Below are 26,088 nucleotides of genomic sequence, written 5' to 3'. Positions count from 1 at the left end.
GGGTCCCCTCGCTCCCCTGCTATTCCGGGGAGGATGCTGTCGCGGCGGGTGGTGATCGGTCTGCTCGGGCTCGGGGCGCTCTCGCTCGGCGCCTGCGCGCGCCCGGTGCCGCTCCAGGGCGAGAACACGTCGAGCGCCGAGGCCGGGGCTTCGGCGTCCGCGTCGGCCCAGGCGTCCACCTCCGCCGCGCCCGCCGCCGTGCCCGCGGCGACGACCACCAGCACCGCCGCGCCGGCCGCGGCGGGCGCGCGCTGGGCCGACGCCGTGCGGCTCGAGCGGTGGGACGAGGCCGAGGCCGAGCTCGACGCGTTGCCCGAGGCCGAGCGGCAGCGGCCCGAGATGAAGTACGTGCGGGGCCGCGTGGCCCTCGAGCGTGGAGATTTCCCCCGCGTGGTCGAGCTCTTGACGGGCCTCGACAAGGAGCTGCCGCTGCTCGCGGACGACATCCTGCGCAGGCGCGCCGAGGCCGCGGTCGAGGCAGGCCCCTTCGCCGAAGCCGCGGCGTTTTTTGGCAAATCGCGCACGCCCGCCGACCTCGGGCGCGCCGCGCTGGCGCTGGAGAAGGACGGGCAGCTCGCCCCGGCGCGCGCGATCCTCGACCGCGCCCTCGCCCTCGCCGCGAAGTCCCGCAAGAAGACCGACGACGCCCCGCTGCGGGCCACCCGCGCCCGGATCGCCGAGGCCCAGGGCAGCTTGCCGCTCGCGATCGCCGACCTGCGCTGGCTCGCCGTCGAGGCCGCGGGCCTGCCCGAGGGGGAGGCCGCCGTGGCCTCGCTCGGGCGCCTGAAGCAATCCCTCGCGCCGAAGGATCAGCTCGCCCGCGCGCTCGGGCTCATCCGGAGCGGCCACGCCGACCAGGCGATTCCGGTCCTCGACGAGCTCGAAAAAAAGAAGGCGCTGCCGCTGCTCGACGTGCTGCACGCGCGCGCCGAGGCGAAGCTCAAGGCGCGTGATTATCCGGGGGCCGAGAAGGCCTTCCGCTTGCTCTCGACGCTGCCCGGCCCGCGCAAGGTCGAGGCGATGTACCTGGCGGCGACGGCGCTCGCCCGCAGCGGGCAGGTCGACGAGGCCATCAAGCGCTGGCTCGACCTCTCCTCGAAGTACAAGAAAAATAGCTGGGCCGAGCGCGCGCTTTATCAGGCCGCGCGCCATCTCCTGCTCCGCGGCCGTTACGACGAGGCGGCGCCGCTTTATACACGTTATCTCGCGCTCTTCCCGAAGGGCATGTACCGCGAGGACGCCCCGTACGAGCAAGCGCTCGCGCAGCTCTCGGCCGGGCAAGCGAAGACGGCGCAGAAGACCCTCGCGCGGCTCGCGAAGGCGGCGAAGAAGGCCGACGAGGCGCAGAAGCTCCACGAGCTCGAGGGCCTCGCCGCCTTCCGCGCCGGTCACCGCGACGAGGCCGTGCGGATCTGGACCGACGTCGCCCGCGCGTTCCCGCTCTCCTTCGCCGCCCTCGCGGCCCGCTCGCGCCTCGCGGCCGCAGGCGCGCCCTTGCCGCCCCTCATCGAGCCCGGCGCGGCGCGCCCCGCGAACCCGCTCGACCTCGAATTGCCGGATCCGGCGCGGCTCCTGGTCTCGCTCGGGCTCGACGCCGAGGCCGAGGGGCGGCTCGTGCCCTTCGAGCGCGAGGCGTCGGCGCGTTTCGCGGGCCGCGAGGCCGAGGCGCTCTGCGGCATGTACGGCAAGCTCATGCACGCGCGGCGCCGGTACCGGGTGGGCGTGGCGCACGTCGGGTTGCCGACGCTGCTGCGCGCCCCGGGCGAGGCCGATCGCTGGGCCTGGGAGTGCCTCTATCCGCGGCCTTATCTCGACGAGGTGCGGAAGCTCGAGGCCGAGCACGAGGTGCCGCGCGGGCTCGTGCATTCGTTGATGCGGCAGGAGAGCGCATTTGATCAGGAGGCGCTCTCGCCGGTGTTCGCCGTGGGCCTCCTGCAGCTCATGCCGAAGACGGCGGAGAAGGCCGCGGCCGAGGTCGGCATGAGCTTCGAGCCCACGCGGCTCAAGAGCCCCCACGTGAACCTGCGGCTCGGGTCGTATTACATCGGCAAGCTCTTGAAGACGTTCCAGAAGAACCCGGTCCTCGCGGTGGCCGCGTACAACGCGGGGCCGAAGGCGGTGGGGAACTGGACGCGGCCGGGCGTGGACGCGGAGGCGGACCTCTGGGTCGCGCGGATCCCGTACGACGAGACGCGTAACTACGTGGCGCGGGTGCTCGGGAACCTCGCGCGGTATCAATGGATGGAAGGCGGCGACGCGGCGGTGCAGCCGCTGCCGCTGGAGATGCCGGGCGACGTCGAGGTGCCGGCGGACGCGTATTGAGGGATGCGGCGGGGAGGGGCTCGATCGGGATCGAGCCCCCCGTCCGATTCAGCTCACGGGCAGGCCATGACGTTGTTCGCGGCGCCGGGCGTGGGTTGCCCGACCGCGAACTTGTCGCCGTTCTTGCGGCCGTCGCCGCAGCGCTGGATCGATTGTGTCTCCTGCACGCCGCCCGAGCCCTCGCTCACCTGCGTGCGGCCCGGCGTGCCCGCGGGCCCGATGAGGACGTCGAGCAGGCCGGCGTCGGGCGACTGGCCCGTGGAATACACGAGCACATCGATGAGGCCGTTCGCCGTGACGGGCGTGGCGGCGGGGAAGGACGCCGGGAGGGCCTGGTAAATCGCGACCGCGTCCTGGCCATTTTGCATGACGCTGTTGTTCGCGAATTTGACCGTCGGCTCGGGCGTCATCATCGGGCTGCCGACGAGGAGCATGCCATTCGCGTCCGTCGTGCCGTTGAGCTCCGTCACGGGCAGGTACGAGACGTCGCCGTTGCCATTGTAGAGCACGAGCGTGTAGCCCGCGAGGCTCACGTTCGGCACGCCGGTCGTGATCTCGACGAACTCGGCGGTGTCCGTGCTCGCCTGGTCCGAGTCGAACTCGTTGATGATCAGGTGGATCACGGTCACCTGGAACGGCGCCGTGTCGCCGCTCGGCGTGGTGACGACGAGGTCCTGCAACGCGACCGGCGTCGCGTCGGGCACGTCCGTGATCGTGATCTGCGTGTTCGTGTCGACCGTGAACGTCTGCTCGACGCCGCCGATCTTGACCGAGGTCGCGCCCGTGAAGCCATTGCCCGTGACGACGAGCTTGCCGCCGTGCGCGATGACCGCGTAATCGACCGCCGTGACCTTGTGGGCGAGGCAGGCCATGTTGCCCGCGCAATCCATGTCGGCGCAGTCGACGAGGCCGTCGCAATCGTCGTCGACGAGGTCGGCGCAGGAGAGCTCGACGGCCGCGTTGCCCGGACAGACGCACATCATGGTCATGGCCTCGCAGACGAGGCCGTTCGCGCCGCAGGCCTGGCCGAAGCAATCCATGTCGGCGCAATCGACGGTCATGTCGCCGTCGTCGTCGACCCCGTTGTCGCAGAGCTCGGGGACCTTGCAGGCGGGGTCGGCGGCGCAGTCGGGATCGGCGCAGTCGATCATCATGTCGCCGTCGTCGTCCATCATGTTCGCGCAGGACTCGACGCACTGCGGCTCCATCGAGCAATCCGGGTCGGCGCAGTCGATGAGGTTGTCGGCGTCCTCGTCGAGCACGCCGTCGTTGCAGACCTCGGCCGTCACGGCGTTCGGCGCGCCGGGCGTGAGCACCGTCGTCGCCGTCCAGTCGGCGTCGTCGTCGGCCGTCTTTTGCCCGTTCGGCATGCGGACGAGCGAGCGCGTGGGCGAGGAGGCGAGCTGGTTGTCGATCTCGGTGATCGGCGTGCCCGCGACGAGCGAGACGGTTTGTCCCTCGATCATCACCGCCCCGATCGAGCCCGCGGGCGTCGCGTTTTCGTACGAGACCCCGTCGAGCAGCATCGCGGCGGGCTTGTAGAAGAGCGCGACGCCGTCCGGCGCGCCGTTCTGGAGGTTGTCCGAGGCATTGGCGAGCGGCACGACCGTCGCGCCCGGATCGATGCCGGCCATCCCGGGCGCCGCGAGCACGAGGTACTTGCCGGCCCCGAGCATCCCCGTGAGCGGATACGAGGTGACGACCGCGGGCGGCGCTCCGCCGGCCGGCGTGCCGTTGATGATGTAGATCGTGGTGCCGTCGAGCATCACGTCGCCGCCGGCATTGTAGATCTCGATGAACTCGGCCGTGTCGGCGCTGAAGTTGTCGTAATCGATCTCGTTGATGACGAGGTTGCCACACGCGGGCGACATCGCGCAGTCGCTGTCGGCGCAGTCGACGTCGCCGTCCAGGTCCTCGTCCACGCCGCCCGAGCAGACCTCGGCGCACGCCGCCGCGCAGTCGGCGTCGGCGCAGTCGATGTCGCCGTCGCCGTCGTCGTCCATCGTGTTGCCGCAGATCTCGGCCGGAGGCAGGCCTCCGCCGGATCCACCAGCGCCGCCCATCCCTCCGGCGCCGCCCATCCCGCCTGCGCCGCCCATTCCCCCGGCGCCGCCCATTCCCCCGGCGCCGCCCATACCGCCGTCGCCGCCCATACCGCCGGCGCCGGCCATTCCGCCGTCGCCGCCCATTCCGCCGACGCCGCCTGTGCCACCTGTGCCGCCCTGGCCGCCTCCGCCGCCCGTGCTCGACGACGAGCTCGTCGTGGTGTTCGTCGTCGGATCGTCGCTACAACCGGCGGCGCCCACGGCGAGCGCCGCGAGGACGCCCGCCACAGAAAGAGAACGAAGCTGCATGGAATAACTCCTCATCGCTGCCCTAGGCCTGGGAGGGGCACTACCAGGCGTCGGGACAGGATGAAAGAGGCAATTCAGGAGAGGCGGGTCGGTTCGTCGAGGCGCGGCGGGGGATCGTCGGGACGATCACGGGCAGTTGATCTTCGTGCATCCCACGAGACCATCTTCGCTACACGTGCACGTGTTGCAACCGTCACTCGCCTGCCACGATTCTCCCGGTTGGTAGGTTTGTCCGTTGTAGGTGCAAGCGAGGCAGGCCTTCTCGGTGCACGCGACGGCGCTGTCGACGCAGGTGCAGGTGTTGCAGCCGTCCGTCGAGGGGAACGAGGCGCCGGCCGGGTAGGTTTGTCCGTCGTAGAGGCAGGAGCAGTCGTTTTCGGAGCAACTGATCGTGCCGTCTGCGCCGCAGGCGCACGTATTGCAGCCGTCGGCCGAGGGGAACATGTCGCCGGGCATGTAGCCCTTGCCCTCGTACATGCACGCGGGGTGGGGGCAGTCCTGCGTGTCACACGCGATGGTGCCGTCCGCCGAACACGTGCACATATTGCAACTGTCGATCGCGGGGAAGACGTCGCCGACCTCGTAGATCTGGCCGTCGTAGGTGCACGACTCGATGCACGCCTTTCGCGTGCACGCCGTGGAGCCGTCGGCCTCGCAGGTGCACGTGTTGCAGCCGTCGGCCGAGGGGAAGGACTCGCCGACGGTGAATACCTTGCCGTCGACGTCGCAGGTGCCGCCGCCGCCGCCGTCGGCGCTGACGAAGACGCAGCCCGAGGCGACGACCGAGAGCGCCGCGAAGGCGAGAGCAGAAAAGCCGTAAGAAAGGGCGCGAATGATCATGATGTCGACTCCTGTGCCAGCATGGGCCGTCCTCCGCGGAGGACGGCGTATCTGGGGAGGCGACTAGAAAGAACTGTGCCAGGCGGGCGGCGGGGAGAGCTCCCAGCCGAGGAGGCCCGGGGTGCGGGCGCGGTGGCGGCCGAGGTTCTCGCCGAGGAAGGAGGGGCCGTCGGCGGCCCAGCGCGCGGTGAAGGCGTCGCGGAGCACGAGCTCGGCGAGCTTGCCGCGCGGGGAAAAACCCCACTCGGACTCCTGCGAGACGTCGTCCGGATCGGCGTAATACCGCCACACGAAGAAGCCCGCGCAGGCGCGGCTGTCGAGCAAGGGCGCGATGATCGCCTCGTACGCGAGGGCCTGCGCCTCCTCGTCGATCGTCACGTTTTTCATGCCGTCGGGCCACTCCCAGGGCCGCACGGCCGGGTCCTTGCGGGTCGTGTACCCGATCTCGGTGAGCACGACGGGCTTGCCCCACGCCGCCGCGAGCCGCTCGATCCCCTCGGCCACCCGGCGACCACCCGCGTGGAGCTCGTCGCGCCCGGCGCCGTCCTTGTCGGCGAGCGGGTAGAAGGCGTTGATCCCGACGAGATCGAGCTCGCCGAAGATGAGCGTGTCCTCGGCGTCGTCCCAGTTCGCCGAGTAGGTGAGCAGGCCCGGGTAGACGCGGCGGACCTCCTCGAGGATGGGGTAAAACAGCGCGGCGCGGCCCGTGGTGACGAAGCTCCGGAGCTCGACGCCGACGCTCAGCATCTCGGCCCCGCCCTCGGCCGCGACCCGGGCCCAGGTGAGCAGGAAATGTCGATACGCCGCGGCCCAGCGCGCCCACGCCGCGTCGTCGCCCGGATCGATGAGCGCGCGCCAGCCGCCGGTCTCGACCCACAGGTGCGGCACGAGGAAGACCTTGAGCCCACGCGCATGCGCTTGATGCATCGCGCGGAGCACGTCCTCGCGGTTCTGCTCGAACGGGGCCTCGAAGGTGAGATCAATCCCGCTCGGTTTCAGGTCCCAGACCCGGCCGAACGGCGTGAGGCTGATCCAGGTGGAGCCGAGCGCCTTGGCCTCGTCCATCGCGCGCGCGCTCGCCCGGGTGCCGTAACCCTTGTCGGGGTGGCGGAGGCTCTCGATGGGGCCGATGGTGACGCCGCGGATGCCGCCGCGTGCTTCGTCGGCCCAGCCCGCGGCGCCGCGGGGCGCAGCGACGGGAGCGGCAGCGGCCGTGGTCGCGGAGGCGGCCAGGACGAACAGGCTTGCTGCGGCGAGGTGGGTCCTCACGTTTGGCGAGGGGATATAGCGCGAGAATCCCGACGTGTGGTTTGCTTTCCGCCGCGAGCAGGCGAGCGGAGAGGAAGATCGAGATCATGGACAACGAAACCATCGGCAGCACGCTGGATCAGGTCGCGGATCTCCTGGAGATCGAGGGCGCGAGCGTGTTCCGCGTCCGCGCTTACCGCGGGGCCGCGCGTACGGTCTCCGCGCTCGCCTCGCCCGTGAGCACGTTGCCCGAGAAGGGGCCGGGCTCGCTCGAGGAGCTGCCGGGCATCGGCAAGGACCTCGCCGGCAAGATCCGCGAGCTCGCGGAGACGGGGGAGCTCGCGATGTTGCACGAGCTGAAGTCACGCACGCCGGAGAGCTTGATCCACCTGCTCGAGCTGCCGGGGCTCGGGCCGAAGCGGGCGAAGGCGATCCACGAGGGTCTCGGGATCGACACGATCGAGGAGCTCGAGAAGGCCGCGCGTGAAGGGCGGCTGCGCGCGCTGAAGGGCGTGGGCCCGAAGCTCGAGGCGCAGATCCTGGAGGGGATCGCGGCGCGCGCGGCGCGAGGGAAGCGGATCTCGCTCGCCGAGGCCGAGGCGCAGGTCGAGCCGATCGTGGCGCGGCTGCGCGAGGTGCCGGGCGTGCTGCGGATCGAGGTCGCGGGCAGCTACCGCAGGCGAAGGGACAACGTGGGCGACGTGGACATCCTCGTCGCAGCGGACGTGAGCGTCGCGATCGGGAAGAAGCTCATCGCAGATCCACAAACGGACAAGGTGCTCGCGGACGGCGACACGAAGACGAGCGTGCTCCTGAAGAGCGGGCTGCAGGTGGATCTGCGCGTGGTGCCGGAGGAGACGTTCGGCGCGGCGATGCACTACTTCACGGGGTCGAAGGCGCACAACATCGCGATCCGGACGCTCGGCGTCCGGAAGAAGCTCAAGATCAGCGAGTGGGGCGTGTTCCAGGAGGACAAACGCCTCTCGGGCGAGCGCGAGGAGGACGTGTTCGAGGCGGTGGGGCTCGCCTGGGTGCCGCCGGAGATCCGCGAGGATCGCGGCGAGATCGACGCGGCGCGGGAGGGGAAGCTGCCGAAGCTCGTGGAGCGCGCGGAGCTGCGCGGGGATTTCGTGGCGGGGAAGCCCGACGCCGACGAGCTCGCGGCGATCACCTCGGCGTGGCGGGCGAAGGGCGGCGCCTGGCTGGTCGTGATCGGCGCGCCGCGGAGCGTGATCGAACGAGCACGCGAGCACGCGGGCGTGGAGCTGTTCGCCGGCAGGGTGGTGACGATCGGCGAAGGTGGTTCGATCGGGGCGAGCGAGGAGGAGCTCGCGGAGGTCGACGTCGTGATCGGCGAGATCGACGCGGCGAACCTCGCTGAAAAAGCGCTCACGCAGGCGCTCGTCGCGGCGGTGGAGACGGGGTGCCTCCACGTGCTCGCGCGTCCCTTCGGCGCGGGCAAGCCGCGGCAGTTCGACGTGGAGGCGGTGGCGAAGGCGTGCCGCGAGCGCGGCGTGCTCCTCGGGCTCGACGCGCGCTTTCTCCAGGGCGCCGACGGCTACGCGCGGGCCGTCAAGGAGGCAGGCGCGCGGCTCGCCCTCACGAGCCACGCGCGAAACGTCGAGGAGGTCGAGCTCCTCCGCTACGGCCTCGATCAAGCCCGGCGCGGCTGGTGCGAGGCGAAGGACGTCGCGAACACGCTCTCCGCAGGCGAGCTCCGTACGTTCCTCGCGCGCGGCTGACTCAGTCGCCGAGATCGATCGGCAAGCCGAAGGCCCAGGCGAAGGCGAGGTCCACGCCGAGGGACACGAGCACGACGAGCAGGCACGCGACGGCCCCGAGCACCATCCCGAAGGCGCCCCGCACGGCGCCGACGAGGCCCGTTTCGCGCCGCGTCACCCAGCCCCACGCGATCATCGAGAGCGGCCCGTACCACCACACCGCCGCCCCCCAGGTCGCCGCGTTCCAGGCGCGCGCGCGCCGCTCTTCGGGCAGGCGGCCCTTGTCCCAGCGCTGCACCGCGTAGGGCAAGGCGATCCCGAGGGCGAACTGGAGCAGGAGTCGAACGAGCTGCATGCGAACGCGGGGCGGGGCCCATGCTAGCCGAGCCCCGGGCCGTCTGGGGCGGCCTCTCGATGCCGCGCGAGGCGGAGGCGCGGACACGTACTGCTTTGACCCCAAACCCCCTGGCAAGAGCGACCGAACAGGCGTAGAGGGGAGATCCGCCCTGCGAATAGGGGAGGGGGCCCGAGGCCTCCAAGCGCGAGGGCGGACAGGAATCGACCATGACGACGACCGCGCCCAGCGACATTCGCAACGTTGCACTGATCGGCCACAAGGGAGCCGGCAAGACGTCGCTCGCCGAGGCCATGCTCTTCGTGGCGAAGGCGACGCCCAAGCTCGGGAAAGTGGACGACAAGTCGAGCATCCTCGACGACTCGGCCGAGGAGAAGGACCACGCCTGCTCGTTCGAAGCGAGCGTCGCCTACCTGCACTGGAACGGCAAGAAGGTGAACGTCGTCGACACGCCCGGCGAGGGCAGCTTCCTCGCCGAGACGCGCCTCGCGCTCGGCGCGGTGGACGCGGCGGTCCTCGTCGTGAGCGGCAAGGACGGCGTGCAGCCGATCACCGAGCGCGTCTTCGCCTGGGCGCGCGCGCAAGGCCTGCCGATCCTCGTGGTCGTGACGAAGGTGGACGCGGAGAACGCGCAGCCGGACGAGGTCGTCGCCGAGATCAAGGCGCGCCTGAAGGCGCCGCTCGCGGTGATGGAGCACCACGTGGGCGAGGGCCTCGACTACCAGGGCGTCGTCGCGCTGCGCACGAAGAAGGCGTGGCTCGGCAAGCCCGAGGCGCCGAACGCGATCACGCCGGGCCCGGTGTCCGGTGACCTCGCGGGCGCGCTCGAGACGGGCCGCGGCAGGCTCGTCGACGACGTCGCCGGGACGACCGACGAGCTCACCGAGAAGTACCTGACCGAGGGTGATCTCACGCAGGAGGAGCTCGATCAGGGCCTGCGCGACGCCGTGCGCGAGGGCAAGGTCGTCCCCGTCTACTTCGCCTCCGGCACGCGGCCGAGCGGCATCGCGGCGCTGCTCGACGGCATCGTGGAGCTCGTCCCGCCGCCCACGGCGCACTCCATGTGGAAGGGCACGGTCCCCGGCGGCAAGCTCGGACAGGCGCCCGCCGCCGCCGAGCGGCCGAGCTCGACCGACGCGCCGACGGCGGTCTTCGTCTTCAAGACGTCGATCGATCCCCACGCGGGTCGCACCTCGTTCGCGCGTGTCCTCTCCGGCACGCTCAAGCCCGACAGCTCGATGCTCAACGCGTCGACGGGCAACGCTGAGAAGGTCGGCAAGATCTTCAACGTCGTCGGCAAGGACGCGAAGGCCGTCGACGAGGTGAAGGCGGGCGACATCGTCGCGCTCGCGAAGCTGAAGACGACGCTGAGCGGACACACGCTCTGCGACGACAAGCACCCCTTCCTGTTCACGGCGCCGGAGCTGCCGCCCGCGCTCTTCTCGCGTGGCGTGAAGTTCGAGGGCAAGGGCGCCGAGGACAAGGTGAGCACGGCGCTCTACAAGCTGACGGAGGAGGATCCGGGCCTCAGCGTGTCGATCGAGGAGACGACGCGCGAGCTCGTGGTGAGCGGCCTCGGCTCGTTGCACCTCGAGATCACGGTCGAGCGCATCCGCCGCCGCGTGGGCATCGACGCGCGCCTCGGCGCGCCGCACATCGCCTACAAGGAGACGATCACGAAGCGCGTCGCGGGCGTCGAGGGCAAACACAAGAAGCAGACGGGCGGCCACGGCCAGTTCGGCGTCTGTTACATCGACATGGAGCCCGTGGAGCGCGGCGGCGGCTTCGTCTTCGAGGACGCGGTCGTCGGCGGCGCGATCCCGCGTCAGTTCATCCCTTCGGTCGAGAAGGGCATCGTGAAGTCGATGGCGAAGGGCTTCCTCGCCGGCTTCCCGATGGTCGACGTGAAGGTGCGCCTCTACGACGGCAAGTACCACGACGTGGACTCGTCCGACGCGGCCTTCCAGATGGCCGGCAGCAAGGCCTTCAAGGCCGCCGCGGCGCAGGCAGGCGCGGTCTTGCTCGAGCCGGTCGTGAAGATGCAGGTCGTCGCGCCGAGCGTGGCGACGGGTGACGTCATCGGCGACATCAACAGCCGCCGCGGCCGCATCCTCGGCACGGACACGGTCGAGGATCAGACGATCGTCAACGCGTACGTCCCGCTCTCCGAGGTGCTCGAGTACGAGTCGAAGCTGAAGAGCATGACGCAAGGCAAGGGCACGTTCTCGATGAGCGTCGACCACCTCGCGATCTGCCCGCCGATGATCCAGGACAAGGTCATCAAGGACAGCGGCTTCAAGGTCACGGAAGAGGAAGACTGATCTCGAAGCGCCGTCGCTTCCGCGCGCTCCGGTTCCGCGTCGCCGCCGCAGGTTACGTCCTGCGGCGCATGGGACCTCCGCTCCTCTACGCGGCCCTCTACCTCATCGTCGCCACGCTCGTGCTGCGCTGGGATCTCCGGCGCGGCGGCGAGGTGTTGCCCGACTTCACCGAGACCGTCTGGTCGCTCTGGACGTTGCTCGTCTTCGAGCCGACCGAGCCTTTCCCTCACACGCCCGTCGCGCGCGCCGTCTTCTGGTTGACCCCGCTCGCGGGCCTCTTCCTGCTCGCGCAGGGCGTCTTCAAGATCGGCGCGTCGCTCTTCGACCTGGCGACGCGAAGAGAGGTGTGGACCTCGATCATGACCGACATGATGAGCGGGCACGTCGTGGTGTGCGGCGTGGGGCACGTGGGCTACCGCGTGATCGAGGAGCTCTGCCGCCTCGGCGAGGACGTGGTGGCGATCGAGCAGAACGACACGAAGGGCTTCCTCGAAGCGGTGCGCGAGAAGGGGATCCCCGTGCACATCGGCGACGCGCGCCGCGACGAGCTGCTCGTGAAGGTCGGCGCCAAGCGCGCGAAGGCCGTCGTGTGCGCGACGAGCGACGACCTCGCGAACCTCGAGATCGCGCTCGACGCGAAGCGCATGAACCCGAACGTGCGCGTGGTGATGCGCATGTTCGATCAGAGGCTCGCGGGCAAGGTCGGCGGCGCGCTCGGGCTCGATCAGTCGTTCTCGACGAGCGCGCTCTCCGCGCCGCTCATCGCGATCCAGGCGACGTACGAGGGCGTGCGCGCCGCGTACCGGCTCGACGACGTCGTGCGCGTGACGGCCGAAGTCACGGTGTCCGCGTCACGCGCCGAGGCGACGGTGATGGACCTCGAAGAGCGCTTGCCTTGTCGCATCGTGAGCCGCCGCAAGCACCCCGACGAGAGCTTCTCCCCCGTGCGACCGCGTGACGTCGTCCACGCGGGCGACACGCTCGTCGTCGACACGGCCGCCGTCGATCTGCCGGCCGTCCGTTTTCAGCTCGGTTGAGCTCGTTTCTCTTCGAGCACGGACCTCTCGGGCGCAAACGACACGCGCAGCGCCATCGCCGCGATCGCGCCGCCGAGGATCGGGCCGAGCACGAACACCCAGAGCTGATCGAGCGCGACGCCGCCCGCACAAAACGCCGCGCCGATCGCGCGCGCCGGATGCGCGGGTAGACCCGTCACGGGCATGCCCACGAGGTGCACGAGCGTGACGCCGAGCCCACCCGCGAGCGCTGTGAGCGTGTTCTGCGCCGCCGGGCGCGCGCGTGACGTCGACCCGAGCAGCACGAACGCGAGGATCGCCGAGAGCCCGATCTCCACGGCGAGCGCGGCGTTCGCTCCGTAAAACCCCGGCGAGTGGCGGCCGAATCCACCGGCGAGCGCCTCGAGGACGAGAGGCGCCCCGCCCGGCCTGCCTCGCGCGATCGTCACGGCGAGCCCAACACCCGCGGTCGCACCGGCGATCTGCGCCGCGATGTACGGCAACACCTCGCGCGCCGGCAGCCGCCCGGCGAGCGCGGCCGCCACCGTCACGGCCGGGTTCAGGTGCGCCCCGCTCGAGGGCCCGAGCGCGAGCGCCGCCGCGGCGAAGGCGATCCCGAACGCGAACGCGATCCCGATCGTCCCGAGCGCCGCCCCTCCCACCGCCGCCGCGCCGCAGCCCGCGAAGACCACGATGAACGTACCGATCCCCTCGGCCCAAGCTCGTCGCATGCCCGCGCCTCCTTCGTCCCCCAAGCGTAACCCGAGGGCGAAAGGAGTTCCCGCCGCCCGCGATTTCAGCTCGCCGGGTGGCCTCCGGCCCACCAGGACTCGGCGAGCGAAGCGTCCTCGACGGTGTCGATCTCCATGTACCCGCCGTGGGTGTCCACGCGGTGCATCACCTCGCCCCGCTCGAGCATGTGCTGGAGCAGGTCGATCAAGTACGCCTTCTCGAACGTGCGTCCCTCGCGGAACACGCCCTCCGGGTGCGCAGCCTTCGCCTCGTCGTGGGCGCGCACGAACCGCTGCGCTCCTTCGGCGGACAGCTTCATCACGCCGATGAACTCCCCTGCCGCTCGCTCCGAGTCGATCCGCCGCGACAGCTCCACGACCCGCCTGTCCTCGGCGCGCATCTTCTCCGCGTCGGTCTCCGGGTGCTGCGAGCGGCCCTGGTAGCGCCTTCGCCAGTCCGTGTCGCAGGCGAGCGTGATGTCCCAGGGCGCGCGCACCAGGTCGGCGACGATCTGGGGGCGGTAGACGATGTCCGCGTACGTGGAGACGAAGCCCTCGGCGAGGTGCTCGCGGGCGCAGAGGAGCGAGGCGAGGATGTTGTTGTGCTCCCAGCGCGTGTTCTCGATGTAGGTGAGGTCGGGGTAACGCGCCTGGATGACCTCGGCCTTGTAGCCGCAGATGAAGATGATGTCCTCGCGGGAGAAGCCGCCGGCGGCGAGCGCCTCGAGGATGCCGTCGAGCATCGGGCGTCCCAGGACGGGGACCAGGGTCTTCGGGATCTCTTCGGTCAGGTGGCGGAGGCGGCTGCCGCGGCCCGCGCCGATGATGATGGCCTTCACGGGGCGGCTCGTTAGCACGCCTTCGGGGCGGCGTCGTGACCACACAAAAAGCCGCGAGCGGCCCCGGAAGACCGGCAGGCCGCTCGCGCGATGGGGGGATGTGTGGCCGATCAGGCGTCGTTCGCGCAGGCGCTGACGGCGGGGCCGCACTGCGCCGGATCCTGCATGCAGGCAAGGCAGTCGGCGCTCGGCGCCTGATCCTTGCAGTAGCTCTCGGCGCAGACGGCCTCGCAGGTGCCCATCGACGCGCAGACGCAGGCGAGCTGCGCGCTGAAGAGCTCGGACGCGGTCTTGCCATCGGCCGTGTCGCAGAAGGAGAGCGTCGTGTCCGTGGTGGCCTCGGCGCAGGACTCGGTGCACACCGTCATGCCGCCGCCCGCGCCACCCGCGCCACCCATGCCGCCCGCGCCGCCCATGCCGCCCGTGCCGCCGGCGCCGCCGACGCCCGGACCCGCGCCGCCGTCACCGCCGGCGCCGCCGCTGCCGGGGTTGCCATCGACGATCACGCAGGCGGGCAACGCAAAACAAGCCACTGCACCAAGCATCGCAAAGAATCGCATCTTCATTCGAGTTCCTCCCAGGTACACACCCGAGTTCGACAAGGACGTGCCGAGGCTAGCAGAGCTCTCCGTCGGGGCCAACCAGGGGGCATGGGACCACGACGGAGCCGAGCGAGGTTTCGGACGCAAGCAAGCCAAAAGGCGAGCCTCACGCGCGAACGGGCTCGGGTCCCCGATCGGCGCTCGGCCAAAGGGCTTGGACGGCAGAGCCAGGCGCGCATTCAAGCCCCCGCGCGAAAAGGCGCGCGGCACGTGAGGTGGTTTCCACGCTTCCCACCCGGGCGCGGTTCACGGTCAGACCGAAAGATGACCCTCCCGTGACGGTGCGCGCACCCGACCTCGCCTACGACCAGGGGATGGCAATCGTGTTGTTCTTCGTCGGGCACTGGATGCTCTCCATATTTTGCCAGACGTTTTTCCTTCACCGCTATGCCTCCCACCGCATGTTCACGATGAGCAAGGGCTGGGAGCGCTTCTTTTACCTGCTCACGTTCGTCTCCCAGGGCTCCTCGTTCCTCGTCCCGCGGGCCTACGCGATCCTGCACAGGCACCACCACGCCTACAGCGACACCGAGCGCGACCCGCATTCGCCGCGCCACACCGGCAATCCTTTTGCGATGATGTGGGGGACGAAGAAGCGTTATCACGACATCGCCTATCGCATCGAGACGCCCGAGCCGAAGTTCGACGGCGGTTATCCCGAGTGGGAGCTCGTCGATCGTCTCGGCGGCGACTGGCCCGCCCGGATCGCCTGGGGAGCGGCGTACGTGGCCTTTTATCTCGTGTTCGCGACCGCCTGGTGGCAGTTCCTGCTCCTGCCCGCGCATTTCTTGATGGGCGTCGTCCACGGCGCCATCGTGAACTGGTGCGGTCACCGGTATGGTTATCGGAATTTCGATATCAAGGACGACTCGCGCAATACGCTGCCCTTCGACTTCCTGACGATGGGCGAGCTCTTCCAGAACAACCACCACAGGTTCGGCCAGGCCCCGAACTTCGCCGTGCGCGCCTGGGAGCTCGATCCCACGTGGCCCGTGATCCGGCTGCTCGCCTTCCTGAAGGTCATCGACCTCGGCGCGCACCCCCAGGTCGGCCGCTACGAGCCGGCTCCGGCAGCGTCGGCCATCATCGATACAGCTTCGTGAACGCGTCGCGCAGGTTCGTCGGCGAGAGCGCGTCCTTGCGCCGGTGGAACTCCGGCAATGCCGCCTGATAGGCCTCGTCGAGGCGCAAGATCGAGCCCTGGAAGCCCGGCGCGAAGATCGGCGCCGTCGCCGCCCCGAGCTCGAGGACGTCCTGGTATTGCCCACGCTCCTCGAGGATCTGCGCCGAGAGCCCGTACATGAGCAGCCCGCCCGGGATCGCGCCGAGCGCCGTCGTCGCCACCGCCGGATAACAGAGCCGCACCGTCCGCGCCCCGAACCGGTCGTGAATCTCTTGCATCGTCTGGCGCTGGAGCTTCTTCGCCCCCGCGAGCGGGCCCATCGCATAAACCGGGTCGTCGGGCTCGAAGTCGTAATCGCAGAACGCGACCACGCTCTCGCCCCGCGCGACGAGGCCCGCCGCGGCGAGCGGCTCGGCCCAGAGCAAGGACGACGTGCCCATGAACCGGTTCGTCCGCTCGATGTCCGTGTCCGTCGCGACCTCGACCTCCACGAGCCCCACGCGCCGGATGTTCTCCGGTCGGCTGAAATCCGGGACCTGAAGGATCGGGTCGAACGCGACGTCGATGTCCTTCACGTTCGTCGGGCCGTGCTCGGCGTACCGCTTCGTCGCGCCCGCCGCGATGCCGTTGACGAGGTGCACGGCGCGGTACCGGCCGCGGAGCGCCGCGACGACCTCCTCCACCGTCTCGGGCTTCGTCGCGTCCGCGTTCCAGAACCGCGCCGTGAGCCCCTCGGCCTCCGCCGCCTCCACGATCGCCGCGACGTGGTGGCCGCCGATCTGCATCTTCTCGCTGTCGTAGTGCACGCCGAAGACGGCCGCCCGTTCGCCGAAGAGGAGCTGCACCGCGAGCGCGCGCGTGAGCCCGTTCGAGCCGCCGAGGATGACGACGGCCGTGTCCTTCGCGAGGCCCGCGCCGCGCGGCCTGAGCTCGGCGCGCTGCGCGGCGAGCAGCTCGCGCGCGACACGAAGGCCGTCCTGGGCCAGCGCTTGGACGATGGAGCGGCGATCGGTGCCGCCGAGCGGGAGCTTGCGGAAGACCTCGAGTTCCATGTCCGTAGCCTCTTACCATGGTAAAGAGCGCCGTGGTGAAGACGGTCCTGTTGACGGGTGGCACCGGGTTCATCGGGCGGCGCCTCACGGAGGCGCTCCTCGGGCGCGGGGACCGCGTGACAGTGCTCACGCGTGATCCGAGCCGCGCGCAGAGCAAGCTGCCCCGGGGCGCGACCGCCGCCGCGTGGGACCCCGCGCACGAGGGGCCCTGGCTCGACGAGATCGGGCGCGCCTCGGCCGTCGTGCACCTCGCCGGCGAGAACGTGGCGCAACGCTGGACGGACGAGTCGCGCCGCGTGATCGTCGCGAGCCGCGTCGAGTCGACCCGCCTCGTCGTGGAAGGCATCCGCCGCGCCGAGAAGAAGCCCGAGGTCTTCGTGTGCGCGTCCGCCGTCGGGTACTACGGCCCGCGGTCGCCCGACGAGGCGCTCGACGAGCGCGGAAGCCGCGGCGACGGGTTCCTCGCGGACGTGGTCGAGCGCTGGGAGGCCGAAGCCGCGAAGGCCGAGGCGCTCGGCGTGCGCACGGTGATGCTCCGGATCGGCGTCGTGCTCGGCGAGGGCGGCGGCGCGCTCGAGAGGATGATCCTGCCCTTCAAGATGTTCGCAGGGGGGCCGATCGCGCCGGGCACGCAGGTGATCGCGTGGGTGCACGCAGAGGACGTCGTGGGCCTCGCGCTGCTCGCGCTCGACGACACGCGCGCGCGTGGCCCGATCAACGTCGTGTCGCCCGAGCCCGCGACGAGCAAGGAGCTCGCCTCCGCGATCGGCCACGTGATGCGCAGGCCCGCGTGGTTCACGACGCCAAAGGTCGCGATCGAGGTCGCGCTCGGGCGCGAGGCGGCGATGGTCGTGACGACGGGGCAACGCGTGGTGCCGAGGCGCGCCGAGGAGCTCGGCTACGTGTTCCAGTACCCGTCGCTCGTCCCGGCGCTCGCGTCGATCTTGAAGCCGTAGTCGGCCCTCGCGCTTCGCCGGGGAGTTGATCGTTCGTCGATCCCGTCTCCCCGGCGAAGCGCCTCAAAAGACGCCGGCCACCGGGAGTCGCCGAAAGGTCGACCTTGTCGAGCAGCAACTTCCCGGGGGCCGGGACGGCCTAGTGAGACGCTCCCCCCGAAGCGCGCCGTCCACGAGTCCATGAATAGGCCATCTTCGTCTCCAGATCGCTCGGGACGAGTTGGAATCCCGTGTCCGGTCTCGACCTGACTTCCCTTACGAGAGGTACGCGTACACTGGAATCCAAGGGCCGGTAGCGCCTGTTTCCAGGGCGAAATCAGCCGATCCCGCGGCTGCGGAGGACCTCGCGGACGGCCGATTGCGCCGCACCCGAGAGCCCTGGCAGGGCCGACTTTGCGACGTCGACGAACTTCGCGCCGCGCGCCCTTTTCAAGGCTTCGAGCGCCGCCTGACGCTCCTCGCGGCCGTCGTGCTCGATGACGCTGAGGAGCATCTCGGCCGCCTCGAGCGTGTCGATCCGCGCGAGCGCCTTCACCGCGGAGGCGCGCACCGTGGAGCTCTGCGACTCGCGGTAGATACGCGCGAGCGGATCGAAGGCGTGCGGGAAGCGCAGCTCTTCGAGGGCCTTGGCCGCCTCCTGGATCACGCCGCCGTCACCATCGACGAGCGCCTCGCGCAGCGTGATGAACGTGCGCTTGTACAGGAACCGCGAGAGCGCGCGGACCACGGCGATCCGCACCTCGCGCTCGGGCCTGCGGAAGAGGTGCTCGAGCGGCGAGAGGATCGTGTAGAGCTCGACCAGCGCGAGCTGCTCGGCGAGCGTGACGTAGAGCCCGCTCTGCGCCGTGCGTCCCGGCGAAGCCTCCTCCTCGGCCTCGATCGCGAGCGCCGTGAGCCGCGCGAGCATGGCGCGCCTGCGCGTGACCTCCGACCACGCGGAAGGATCGAGCACGACGTCGCCCGCGGCCTGGCTCGCGCTGCCTCGTTGCTCCCACTCGACGAGGTCGACGTGCCAGACCTCGGGGAAGCCGACCTCGTGGCGCAGGTGCGCGGGCAAGGGCTGGCTCTCGATGCGGAGGTCCTGCGCTTCGGTGTACCGCTTGCGCGCGTTCGTGTAGTGCTTGCGCCGCGCCTCCTCCAGGTCGAGCGCGGCGAGCTTGTCGTACACCGCGCCGACCTTGCCGTATTGCCCCGCCTCGCCGAGCGCGATCACCGCCGCGAGCAGCGCGTTCTCCGCGATCGACGGCGGCGCGCCGCGCGCGTTCGACGCCTCGGCCACCTCCTGCCAGAGCCGCGCCTGCGCCAGCGTGCCGAAGTTCGCCACGGCCGGCAGACCCTCCTTGCGCGCGTAGGCGCTCATCTCGCGCGCGAGCGTGGCCGCGGCCGAGACCTCCTTCTGCTTCTCGGCCGCGGAGAGCGCCTCCTCGTACGACTGCAGCGCGTAGTACCGGAGGTGATCCTCGCGCAGGATGCGGATCACGTTCACGAAGCCCTCGAGCACGTGCTCGAACTCGCCGCTCTCCCGGCCGATCGCGATGAGCACCTGGTAGCAGTCGAACGCGCGCTCGCGCTGGCCGATCGTCTCGTAGCGATCCGCCGCCTCCTCGAGGAGGTGCACCGCCGCGACCACGGCCTCGCGCGCCGCCGCGGGCTCGCCCGTGCGCGTGGACGTGCGCGCGAGGTTGAAGCGCGCGAGCCCCGCCGCGTAGAAATCCCCGCCCGACGCGCCGAGGATCTGCGAGAGGCGCGACCAGAGCGCGCGCGCTCGATACAGATCGCCGCCCCGCTCCCGTGCGATCGCCGCCTGCGCCACGAGGCCCGCCGACTCGTACTCGTCCGCGGCCTTCGCGTAGAGCGCCTGCTTGCGCGAGGCGTCCTCGGCGCGATCCGCCCACGCGAGGTAGGTGCGCGCGCGATCGATCACCGGCACGCGCCCGCTCGTCACGAGGTCGCGTTGCCCCTTCTCGCTGCCCGTGTACCAGTCGAGCGTGAGCGCGCCGCGCATGTCGCCGATCGCGACGAGCACCTCGCGCAGGTCACGCACCGCGGCGGCGTACTCCTCCTCGCGCGCGATCGTCTGACCGAGCGCCGCCACGAGCGCGTGCCTGGCGCGCCCGAGGTCGCCCCGCGCGTTCGCCATCCGCGCCTCTTCGCGCAGATCCGCGACCGGACGACCGCTCACGCCGCGGCCCCCTTCGCCGCGCCCTTGCCCTCGTCTTCCCCGGAAGACGCCGTCGTCTGATCGAGGATCGATCGCGCCGCGTTCGCGCGCGCCGAGCCGCTCGACAGGGTCGCGTGGTCGACGACCCAGTGCGTGTCGAGCAGGTCGAGGTAGTCGAGGTCGAGCTTGCCGCCCGAGGGCAGGATGAACACGGCCGCGATGTGCGCCGAGCGCCGCACCGCCTGCACCATCTCCCGCGGGATGTAGAGCGCCGCGTGCGTGAAGAGGTGCACGACGGGCGTGCGTGGATCGCGGTGCTTGTGGAGGTCGAGCTCCGTCGCGAGCTCCGCGAACACACGCGCGGGGTTCCTCCCTCGCTCACCCTTGAACGAGAGCACATGCGCCGTCGGCAGCTTGTCGCCGTGCGCCCGGTGAATCTCGTAGAGCCGCGCGTCGAAGAAGCGGAACGCGACGTCCTCGCCCTCGAGCAGGAGCTTCTTCGCGGTCGCGATCGCCATCCCGCGCGCAAATGTCTGCCGGTCGCCGCGCATCGAGGCCGACGCGTCGACGAGCAGGTAGTGCACCCGCCGCTGCTCGTCGCGGCTCTGCTCGCGCGCGTAGTAGAGCACCTCGTTGTCGAGCAACCTGCGCGCGAGCTCGAGGTCGTCCCACGCGAGCTCCGTGAGCACGAGCCCGTCGATCGATCCACGCGTCCCGATCCCCGAGTAGCCGTGCGCCGCCGTCGTCCCAGCCGCGGGGCGCGTCTTCGTCTCCAGCACGCTCGGCAGGATCTCCAGCGAGAAGTTCACGATGTCGTTCGCCTCCGGCGACTCCAGCGCCGCGAGAAGATCGACCTGCGTGAGCGCGCCGCCCGCGCCATCGGCGCCGAGCATGCCGAAGAGCCGCAGCGTGTCGAGGTCGAGCGCGTCCGTCATCGTCAGCACGAAGAGCCGCGAGACCTCCAGCGCCGCGAGCGCCGACGCCTCGAAGCCACGCCGCGCCGTGGAGAAGAGCTGCGGGAGCTGTTGATCGATCCGTTCGAAGAGCGACGCATCCATCGGCACCGTCGCGCGGTACGCCGGCGGCACGTTCACGCGCGACGCCACGGCGCCGAGCAGCCGCGAGAGCAGCACGATGACGAGGTCGTCGCTCATCTTGAGCTCGGGCGCGCGCCGCGCCGCCTCGCTCTGCCCGAGCTCCTCGAGCACGCGCCGGTAGCTGTCGAGCAGCCGCAAGAGATCGGGCATGCCCCGCGCGATGGACGCCGGCTCCACGCGCGGGCCGAGCTCCACGTGATCACGCGACGTCGCGAAGAGCAGCCCCACGTCGTGCACGAGCGCGAAGGGCAAGACGACGCCGAGCCGCCCGAGCCCCTCGTGCCACTTCACCGCCCGGAGCGCGAGCACGGTGCTCCCAGGGCGCACCTGGGACAAGGCGAGGGAGCCGAGCGGCCCCGTCACCGACGTTTCGCCGAGGAGATGGTCCGGGACCGGCACGGGCAGACAACCTAGCAGGGGTTTGGGGCGTAGGGCGCCAAAGGCGAGCCGAAGCCCCAACCGTCGACCGCAGGGGCCTCGCGAGACTATCCTTCGGCGCTTTGCACCTCCTCGATGTGATCTCCGCGGCCGACGAGGCCCTCCTCCGCGCCGCCCACGGCTCGCCCGCCTGGGCCACGCCCCTCTTCGTCGCCGTCACCGTCGTCGGCGGCGGCTGGGGCATGTTCGGGCTCGTCCCCTTCCTCGTGCGCGAAGAGACCCGCGCCACGACGGCGCGCCTCATCGCCGCCCTCGTCGCCACGAGCGCGCTCGTCTCCACCGTGAAGGCCCTCGTCGGCCGCGCCCGCCCTTGCGACGTGCTCGCCGCCTGCGAGCCCGTCTTCATCAGCTCCCCGGGCGGACACTCCTTCCCGAGTGGACACGCCGCCGGCTCGTTCGCCTTCGCGGCCTTCGTCGCGTCCGCGTGGCCTCGCTTCGCCGTCCCCGCGTTCGTCTTCGCCGCGCTCGTCGCCTGGTCGCGTTGTTTCCTCGGCGTGCACTACCCGAGCGACATCCTCGCGGGCGCGCTCGTCGGCACGTCGATCGGCTTGCTCGTCGCGCGTTACGGCCCGCGCTTCGAGCTCAAAGGTTCATCACGCAGCGGAACCCGATCACCGGCGTCGTCGCGTCCGGCACCTGGTGGAACCGCATCGCAGGATTGAGCCACAGCAACACGCCGCCGTTGAAGCCGCCGCCGCGGATCGCCTTCCGATCACCCGCGGGCGCGCCCTTCGGGTTGATCTCCTCCTCGGCCTTGTACGTCTCGTACCAGTCCGCGGTCCACTCCCACACGTTGCCCACGAAGTCGTCCGCGCCGAAGCGCGTCTTGCCCTTCGGGAAGCTGCCCACCGGCGCCGTGCCCGCGTAGCCGTCGTCGATGTCGTAGAGCGTGCCCGTGAGCTTGAGGCCCTGCGCCTTCTCCCACGCCGCCCACTCCTTGCCGCCCGCGTTCATGTGCCCCGCCGCGGCGTCGTCGTCGCCCCAGGGGAACTTGCGCCCGTCGGAGCCACGCGCCGCGTACTCCCACTCCGCCTCCGTGGGCAGGCGCTTCTTGCGCCACTTGCAGTACCCGTCGGCCTGGAACCAGCTCACGCAGTTGACCGGGTGGCTCTCGCGGCCCGCCTTGCCGAACGTGCAGAGCTCCGCGTATGCCTCGCGCTTCTTCTCGTGCTCCTCGTCCGTGCTGCCCGCGACCTTCGGCCAGTTCGGCGCGGCCTCCGGGCGCTTGCATTCGCCCTGGTCCGAGCACTCCTTGTACTCGGCCGCCGTCACCTCGTGCAGGTCGACGCAGAACGTGTCGAGGATGACCTTGTGCGCCGGTTGCCACAGCTTGAACGACGGTTCGTCCGAGCCCATGAAGAACTTGCCGCCCGGCACGAGCACCATCCCCGCCGGGCACTCCGTCGGCCGCGCCGCCGTCGCCATCACCGACGCGCTCGCGCTCGGCAGAGCGCTCGCCACGGGCGCGCTCGATCCCACCGTAGGCGTGTTGCCCGCGGGCTTCGTGAACATCTTGTACGCCGCGAAGCTCCCGCCGAGCAGCGCGATCGCCGCGACGGCCGCGAACGCCATCAGCCCCTTGCCTTGATCCGCGACCGGCGCGCGGTCCGTGTTGCTCGTCGCCATCGGCACAGGGCCGGTGAACGGCGCTTGCGGCGCGTTCTGCGTCGGCCCCGGCAGCGCCGGCAAGGACGGCGCTCCCTCCATCATCGCCGTCCCGCCGCTCGGGCGCGGCAGCGTCTCCTGCAGCGGGCCCGGCATGCTCGCGCGTGACGCGCTCCTGCCGCCCGGCGACGACGTGATCGACGACGACACGCCGCTCGTCGTCCCCGGGTTCCACGCGATGTCCGGGAACACCGCCTCGTGCAGCGCGGCCCAGAAGCGGCCCATCGACGGATACCGATCGGTCGGCGCGACCGCGAGCGCCTTCTCGAACACCGCCTCGACCTCGGGCGAGACGGGCACGCCGAGCGTGCGCGGCGTCGGCCTGCGGGTCGGATCGCGGCTCGCGACCGCGAACTGGATGAAGTCGTCCCCCTCGAACGCCGGGATCCCGCCGCGCAGCACCTCGACCACGATGAGCGCCATCGCGAACACGTCGGTCCACGGCCCCGTCGCGCCGTACGATCGGCTGAACTGCTCGGGCGCCCCGTAGTTCGGGGTGAACGCCGTGATCTCCTTGCCCGTCTGCGCGAGCTCGGCCGTCGCCGCCGCGTGATCGGCCATCACCTTCGCGATGCCGAAGTCGAGGATCTTCGTGAACGGCGAGGCCCCGCGCGGGTCGCCGATGACGAAGACGTTCGCGGGCTTGATGTCGCGGTGCGCGATGTTCTTCGCGTGCGCGATCTCCAGCGCCACCGCGACCGGCTCGAGCAACGCGAGCGCCTCGTGGATCTCGCGCGGCTTCGCGCCCGCGACGCGCTCCTCGAAGAGCACGTGATCGAGCGTCTTGCCCTCGAGCCACTCGAGCACCATGTACGGGATCCACATCCCGTCCGCGGTCGTGAACTTGCCGATGTCGCGCGCTTGCACGATCGCCGCCGAGCGGCTCGACAGGCTCGCGAGCAGGCGGCCCTCCTGGATGAAGCCGTCGAGCAGCTCGTCGCGCTTGTTCTCGGGCGCCTGCGCGAGGATGCGGAAGCACTTGATCGCGACCGGCTGCTGCCAGATGAGGTGCTCGGCGCGGTAGACGACGCTGAAGCCACCCTCGCCGATCATCGAGTCGATCCGGTATTTCTCGGCGAGGATCGTCCCCGTGATGCCGAGCGGGTCGTTTTGCTGGCTCGTCGTCATGGGCAAACGCTGAGGTGCCTTCGGCTCATTGTTCGCCCGCGACTATACCGCGCTCGGTCCCCGCGTGCGTGATCGGATCGTGATTTCCGTGCTCGGCCGCGCCGAGGACCACCCCGCGCTCCCCGAGGTCCGCGAGCACCTCCGCCGTGCCGCGCAAGACGGCCTCGCCGAGCGGCTCCCCGCGCTCCGCGCACGCCTCCGTCACCGCCTCCCCGAGCCGCGCTCCCCCGACGAGCCGCGCGAGGATCGTGGCCGCGAGCGGCGAGAGCACGAGGCACCGGACCTCGTGCGCCCCGTCCCGGTAGAGCAGGAGGGCCGTGGGTTCTTCCTCGGGCGCGCCCGGCGCGTCCTCCGCCCACCTGTGCACCGCCCACCGGTACGAAACGACGCGCGCCCCAGCCCCGAAACACACCGCCCGATCGAGCGCGAGTGCCGCGCCGCTCGGCTGGCTCGCCGCGGGCGCCGCCGCCACCTCGAACCGTACGACCTCGTAACGTCCTAGATCCGGAATCCACGGCGAAACCGCGGGATCCTCCGCCCAGCGCGGCGCCGCCCAGCCGACGAGCTCGGCCGCCGCGTCGCGCAGGTACGGCGAGCTCGGCAGCGCCTCGTCGAGCCATCGATCGACGGTCGCCTCGAACCGCGCCCCGAGCGCTCGCGCCGTGCGTGGCATCTGCGCCCGCACCGCCGACACGATCCCGCGCCGAACGAGCGACCTGTAAATCCCGACGCGCCCGTCCTCCGGCGGACCCTGCACGACCGCCGCGAACACCTCCGCGACCTCCGCGATCGCGGCCCGCCCCTCCTCCTCTTCAACCACGATCCCGCGCCTCCCACGCCGCGAGCCCTGCCTGGTAGGCCGCCTCCACGCGCGTGACCTCCGCGAGCAGCTCGTCGAGCGGCGGGATCGCGTGATCCCGCTCCAGCACCACCGGCACGGGCCCCGTCCGCTCGACGGTCCACGTGAGCAACGACAGCACCTCGCCCACCACGTCCGCGCCGTGCGTGTCGATGACGAGGTCCGTCCCGGCGCGCTTCTCGTGGCCCGCCACGTGGATCGCGGCCACCCGATCGAGCGGGATCTCCGCGAGGAACACGAGCGGATCCTGCCCATCGTTGATCGCGTTCACGAACACGTTGTTCACGTCGAGCAGGAGCTTCGACCCCGAACGATCGAGCACCTCCGCGAGGAACGCCGCCTCGCCGAGCTCGGGCCTGCCCGGCACGACGTACCGCGTGATGTTCTCGACCACCATCGGCACGCCGAGCCGATCCTCGGCCTCCCGCGCGCGCGAGGCCACGTACTTCGCGGCCCCGACCGTCAGCGGAAGCGGCAAGAGCTCGTGCGCCATCCGCCCTCGTATCCCCGAGAAACACAGGTGATCCGAGTGGAACGGCACGCCGAACCTCCGCGTGAACGCGGCGAGCTCGCGCATGTAGGCGTCATCGAAGGGATCGAGCCCGCCGAGCGACATCGACAGGCCGTGCGAGAGCAGCGGAAAACGCGCGGCGATCCGCTCGAGCGCCGCCGGGATGAACCCGCCCCGGCGCATGTAGTTCTCCGGCGCGACCTCGAAAAAACGCACGGGGCCGAGCGGCGCGTCCGCCTCGACCCGCGCGAGCACGTCGTCGAGGAAGTCGAACCGGAGCCCCAGCCCGACCCCTGTGATCATCGTCCCGAGAGCCACCCTCTACGCGCAGGATCCTTCGCCGCAGGCCGCCTCCGCGCCGGCCTTCTTGGGCGCCGCGGCCTTCTTCGCCGCGGGCTTCGGCGCCGGCGCCGCTGCCTTCGCCGGGGCCGGCGTCGCTGCGGGCGCGGGCGCTGCCGCGGGCGCGGGCGTCGTCGTCGCCGCCGGAGCCGCCGCTTCTTTCGGCGCCTCCGCGGGCGCCGCCGCCGCGTTCGTCGCCCCTGCGGCCTCCGTCCCCGCCGCCTCCTCGGTCTTCTCTGCCGGCGCGGCCTCTGCGGGCGCCTCGGCCTGCGGCTCCTCCGCGGCCTTCACCGGCTCCTGCGTCCCGGCACAACCGGCGATCATCGCGCTCGCGCCGAGCGCCGCGAGGGTCTCGTAAATGCTCTTCGCGTTCATCGTCTGCTCCTCGATCCTTGGTCCACCAACTACGG

21 protein-coding genes are annotated in these 26,088 nt (G+C 70.8%); 7 read left to right on the top strand and 14 right to left on the bottom strand.

Going from position 1 to position 26,088, the window contains the following annotated elements; all coding sequences use genetic code 11:
* Positions 1–33 precede the first annotated feature (33 nt).
* Positions 34–2,322, top strand: coding sequence for a lytic transglycosylase domain-containing protein (locus GF068_RS11040; protein ID WP_153819332.1), 2,289 nt, complete (start codon positions 34–36; stop codon positions 2,320–2,322).
* A gap of 53 nt (positions 2,323–2,375) precedes the next feature.
* On the opposite strand, the gene GF068_RS44200 is transcribed toward GF068_RS11040, so the two are convergent.
* From GF068_RS44200 to GF068_RS11025, 3 genes are all read right to left on the bottom strand, one after another.
* The gene (locus tag GF068_RS44200) at positions 2,376–4,676 is read right to left on the bottom strand and encodes an IPT/TIG domain-containing protein (RefSeq protein ID WP_206079442.1); all 2,301 of its coding nucleotides are present in this window, start codon (positions 4,674–4,676) and stop codon (positions 2,376–2,378) included.
* Positions 4,677–4,802: 126 nt separating this feature from the next.
* On the bottom strand, positions 4,803–5,516 hold the full coding sequence (locus GF068_RS11030; protein WP_153819331.1) for a hypothetical protein: 714 nt from the start codon (positions 5,514–5,516) through the stop codon (positions 4,803–4,805).
* 63 nt (positions 5,517–5,579) lie between these two features.
* On the bottom strand, positions 5,580–6,785 hold the full coding sequence (locus GF068_RS11025; RefSeq protein WP_338046324.1) for a glycoside hydrolase family 113: 1,206 nt from the start codon (positions 6,783–6,785) through the stop codon (positions 5,580–5,582).
* An 86-nt stretch (positions 6,786–6,871) separates the two neighbouring features.
* On the opposite strand from GF068_RS11025, the gene GF068_RS11020 reads away from it, so the two are divergent.
* The gene (locus tag GF068_RS11020; RefSeq protein WP_153819330.1) at positions 6,872–8,506 is read left to right on the top strand and encodes a helix-hairpin-helix domain-containing protein; all 1,635 of its coding nucleotides are present in this window, start codon (positions 6,872–6,874) and stop codon (positions 8,504–8,506) included.
* 1 nt (position 8,507) lies between these two features.
* On the opposite strand, the gene GF068_RS11015 is transcribed toward GF068_RS11020, so the two are convergent.
* Positions 8,508–8,840 (bottom strand): transcriptional regulator, encoded by a 333-nt coding sequence (locus GF068_RS11015; protein WP_153819329.1) that lies wholly within the window; start codon positions 8,838–8,840, stop codon positions 8,508–8,510.
* 209 nt (positions 8,841–9,049) lie between these two features.
* Here GF068_RS11015 and fusA point away from each other — a divergent pair, with 209 nt between their 5' ends.
* Positions 9,050–11,161 carry an elongation factor G gene (gene fusA, locus GF068_RS11010; RefSeq protein WP_153819328.1) on the top strand — a complete coding sequence of 704 codons (2,112 nt, stop codon included), beginning with the start codon at positions 9,050–9,052 and terminating at the stop codon, positions 11,159–11,161.
* Positions 11,162–11,229: 68 nt separating this feature from the next.
* Positions 11,230–12,198: a potassium channel family protein gene (locus tag GF068_RS11005; RefSeq protein WP_153819327.1), complete on the top strand. Its 969-nt coding sequence runs from the start codon at positions 11,230–11,232 to the stop codon at positions 12,196–12,198.
* Here the strand turns inward: GF068_RS11005 and GF068_RS11000 are convergent.
* From GF068_RS11000 to GF068_RS10990, 3 genes are all read right to left on the bottom strand, one after another.
* Positions 12,186–12,908, bottom strand: coding sequence for an aquaporin (locus GF068_RS11000; protein ID WP_153819326.1), 723 nt, complete (start codon positions 12,906–12,908; stop codon positions 12,186–12,188). The two genes, GF068_RS11005 and GF068_RS11000, sit on opposite strands and share 13 nt — an antisense overlap.
* Before the next feature lie 65 nt (positions 12,909–12,973).
* Positions 12,974–13,747, bottom strand: a complete 774-nt coding sequence (locus GF068_RS10995; protein WP_338046323.1) for a phosphocholine cytidylyltransferase family protein — start codon at positions 13,745–13,747, stop codon at positions 12,974–12,976.
* Between the two features lie 110 nt (positions 13,748–13,857).
* On the bottom strand, positions 13,858–14,313 hold the full coding sequence (locus GF068_RS10990; protein ID WP_153819325.1) for a hypothetical protein: 456 nt from the start codon (positions 14,311–14,313) through the stop codon (positions 13,858–13,860).
* 350 nt (positions 14,314–14,663) lie between these two features.
* Between GF068_RS10990 and GF068_RS10985 the strand changes: the two genes are divergently transcribed.
* Positions 14,664–15,452: an acyl-CoA desaturase gene (locus GF068_RS10985; RefSeq protein WP_153819831.1), complete on the top strand. Its 789-nt coding sequence runs from the start codon at positions 14,664–14,666 to the stop codon at positions 15,450–15,452.
* Here GF068_RS10985 and GF068_RS10980 read toward each other — a convergent pair.
* On the bottom strand, positions 15,433–16,524 hold the full coding sequence (locus tag GF068_RS10980; protein WP_153819324.1) for a hypothetical protein: 1,092 nt from the start codon (positions 16,522–16,524) through the stop codon (positions 15,433–15,435). The genes GF068_RS10985 and GF068_RS10980 overlap by 20 nt on opposite strands.
* 17 nt (positions 16,525–16,541) lie before the next feature.
* On the opposite strand from GF068_RS10980, the gene GF068_RS10975 reads away from it, so the two are divergent.
* Positions 16,542–17,480, top strand: a complete 939-nt coding sequence (locus GF068_RS10975; RefSeq protein WP_153819323.1) for a TIGR01777 family oxidoreductase — start codon at positions 16,542–16,544, stop codon at positions 17,478–17,480.
* Between the two features lie 316 nt (positions 17,481–17,796).
* Here GF068_RS10975 and GF068_RS10970 read toward each other — a convergent pair whose 3' ends face one another.
* Both GF068_RS10970 and GF068_RS10965 read right to left on the bottom strand, forming a co-directional pair.
* On the bottom strand, positions 17,797–19,662 hold the full coding sequence (locus GF068_RS10970) for a HEAT repeat domain-containing protein (RefSeq protein ID WP_338046321.1): 1,866 nt from the start codon (positions 19,660–19,662) through the stop codon (positions 17,797–17,799).
* On the bottom strand, positions 19,659–21,137 hold the full coding sequence (locus GF068_RS10965) for a hypothetical protein (protein ID WP_240806828.1): 1,479 nt from the start codon (positions 21,135–21,137) through the stop codon (positions 19,659–19,661). Before GF068_RS10965 ends, GF068_RS10970 begins: the two co-directional genes overlap by 4 nt.
* A gap of 101 nt (positions 21,138–21,238) precedes the next feature.
* On the opposite strand from GF068_RS10965, the gene GF068_RS10960 reads away from it, so the two are divergent.
* On the top strand, positions 21,239–21,838 hold the full coding sequence (locus tag GF068_RS10960) for a phosphatase PAP2 family protein (RefSeq protein WP_206079441.1): 600 nt from the start codon (positions 21,239–21,241) through the stop codon (positions 21,836–21,838).
* Here the strand turns inward: GF068_RS10960 and GF068_RS10955 are convergent.
* From GF068_RS10955 to GF068_RS10940, 4 genes are read right to left on the bottom strand one after another with little or no spacing between them, the layout of a single operon-like run.
* Entirely contained in the window at positions 21,759–23,969 is a 2,211-nt protein-coding gene (locus GF068_RS10955) for a bifunctional serine/threonine-protein kinase/formylglycine-generating enzyme family protein (RefSeq protein ID WP_153819322.1), read from the bottom strand. The genes GF068_RS10960 and GF068_RS10955 overlap by 80 nt on opposite strands.
* Before the next feature lie 25 nt (positions 23,970–23,994).
* On the bottom strand, positions 23,995–24,789 hold the full coding sequence (locus GF068_RS10950; protein ID WP_153819321.1) for an HvfC family peptide modification chaperone: 795 nt from the start codon (positions 24,787–24,789) through the stop codon (positions 23,995–23,997).
* Positions 24,782–25,642 carry an MbnB/TglH/ChrH family RiPP precursor modification enzyme gene (locus GF068_RS10945; RefSeq protein ID WP_153819320.1) on the bottom strand — a complete coding sequence of 287 codons (861 nt, stop codon included), beginning with the start codon at positions 25,640–25,642 and terminating at the stop codon, positions 24,782–24,784. The genes GF068_RS10950 and GF068_RS10945 overlap by 8 nt, the downstream gene beginning before the upstream one ends.
* A gap of 18 nt (positions 25,643–25,660) precedes the next feature.
* Positions 25,661–26,053: a hypothetical protein gene (locus tag GF068_RS10940; RefSeq protein ID WP_153819319.1), complete on the bottom strand. Its 393-nt coding sequence runs from the start codon at positions 26,051–26,053 to the stop codon at positions 25,661–25,663.
* Positions 26,054–26,088: the final 35 nt, after the last annotated feature.

It is taken from the genome of Polyangium spumosum (genome assembly GCF_009649845.1).
GTDB classification, from domain to species: Bacteria; Myxococcota_A; Polyangia; order Polyangiales; family Polyangiaceae; genus Polyangium; species Polyangium spumosum.
Note: the sequence above shows the minus strand (reverse complement) of the source record. Positions and strands in the feature narration are given on the sequence as shown.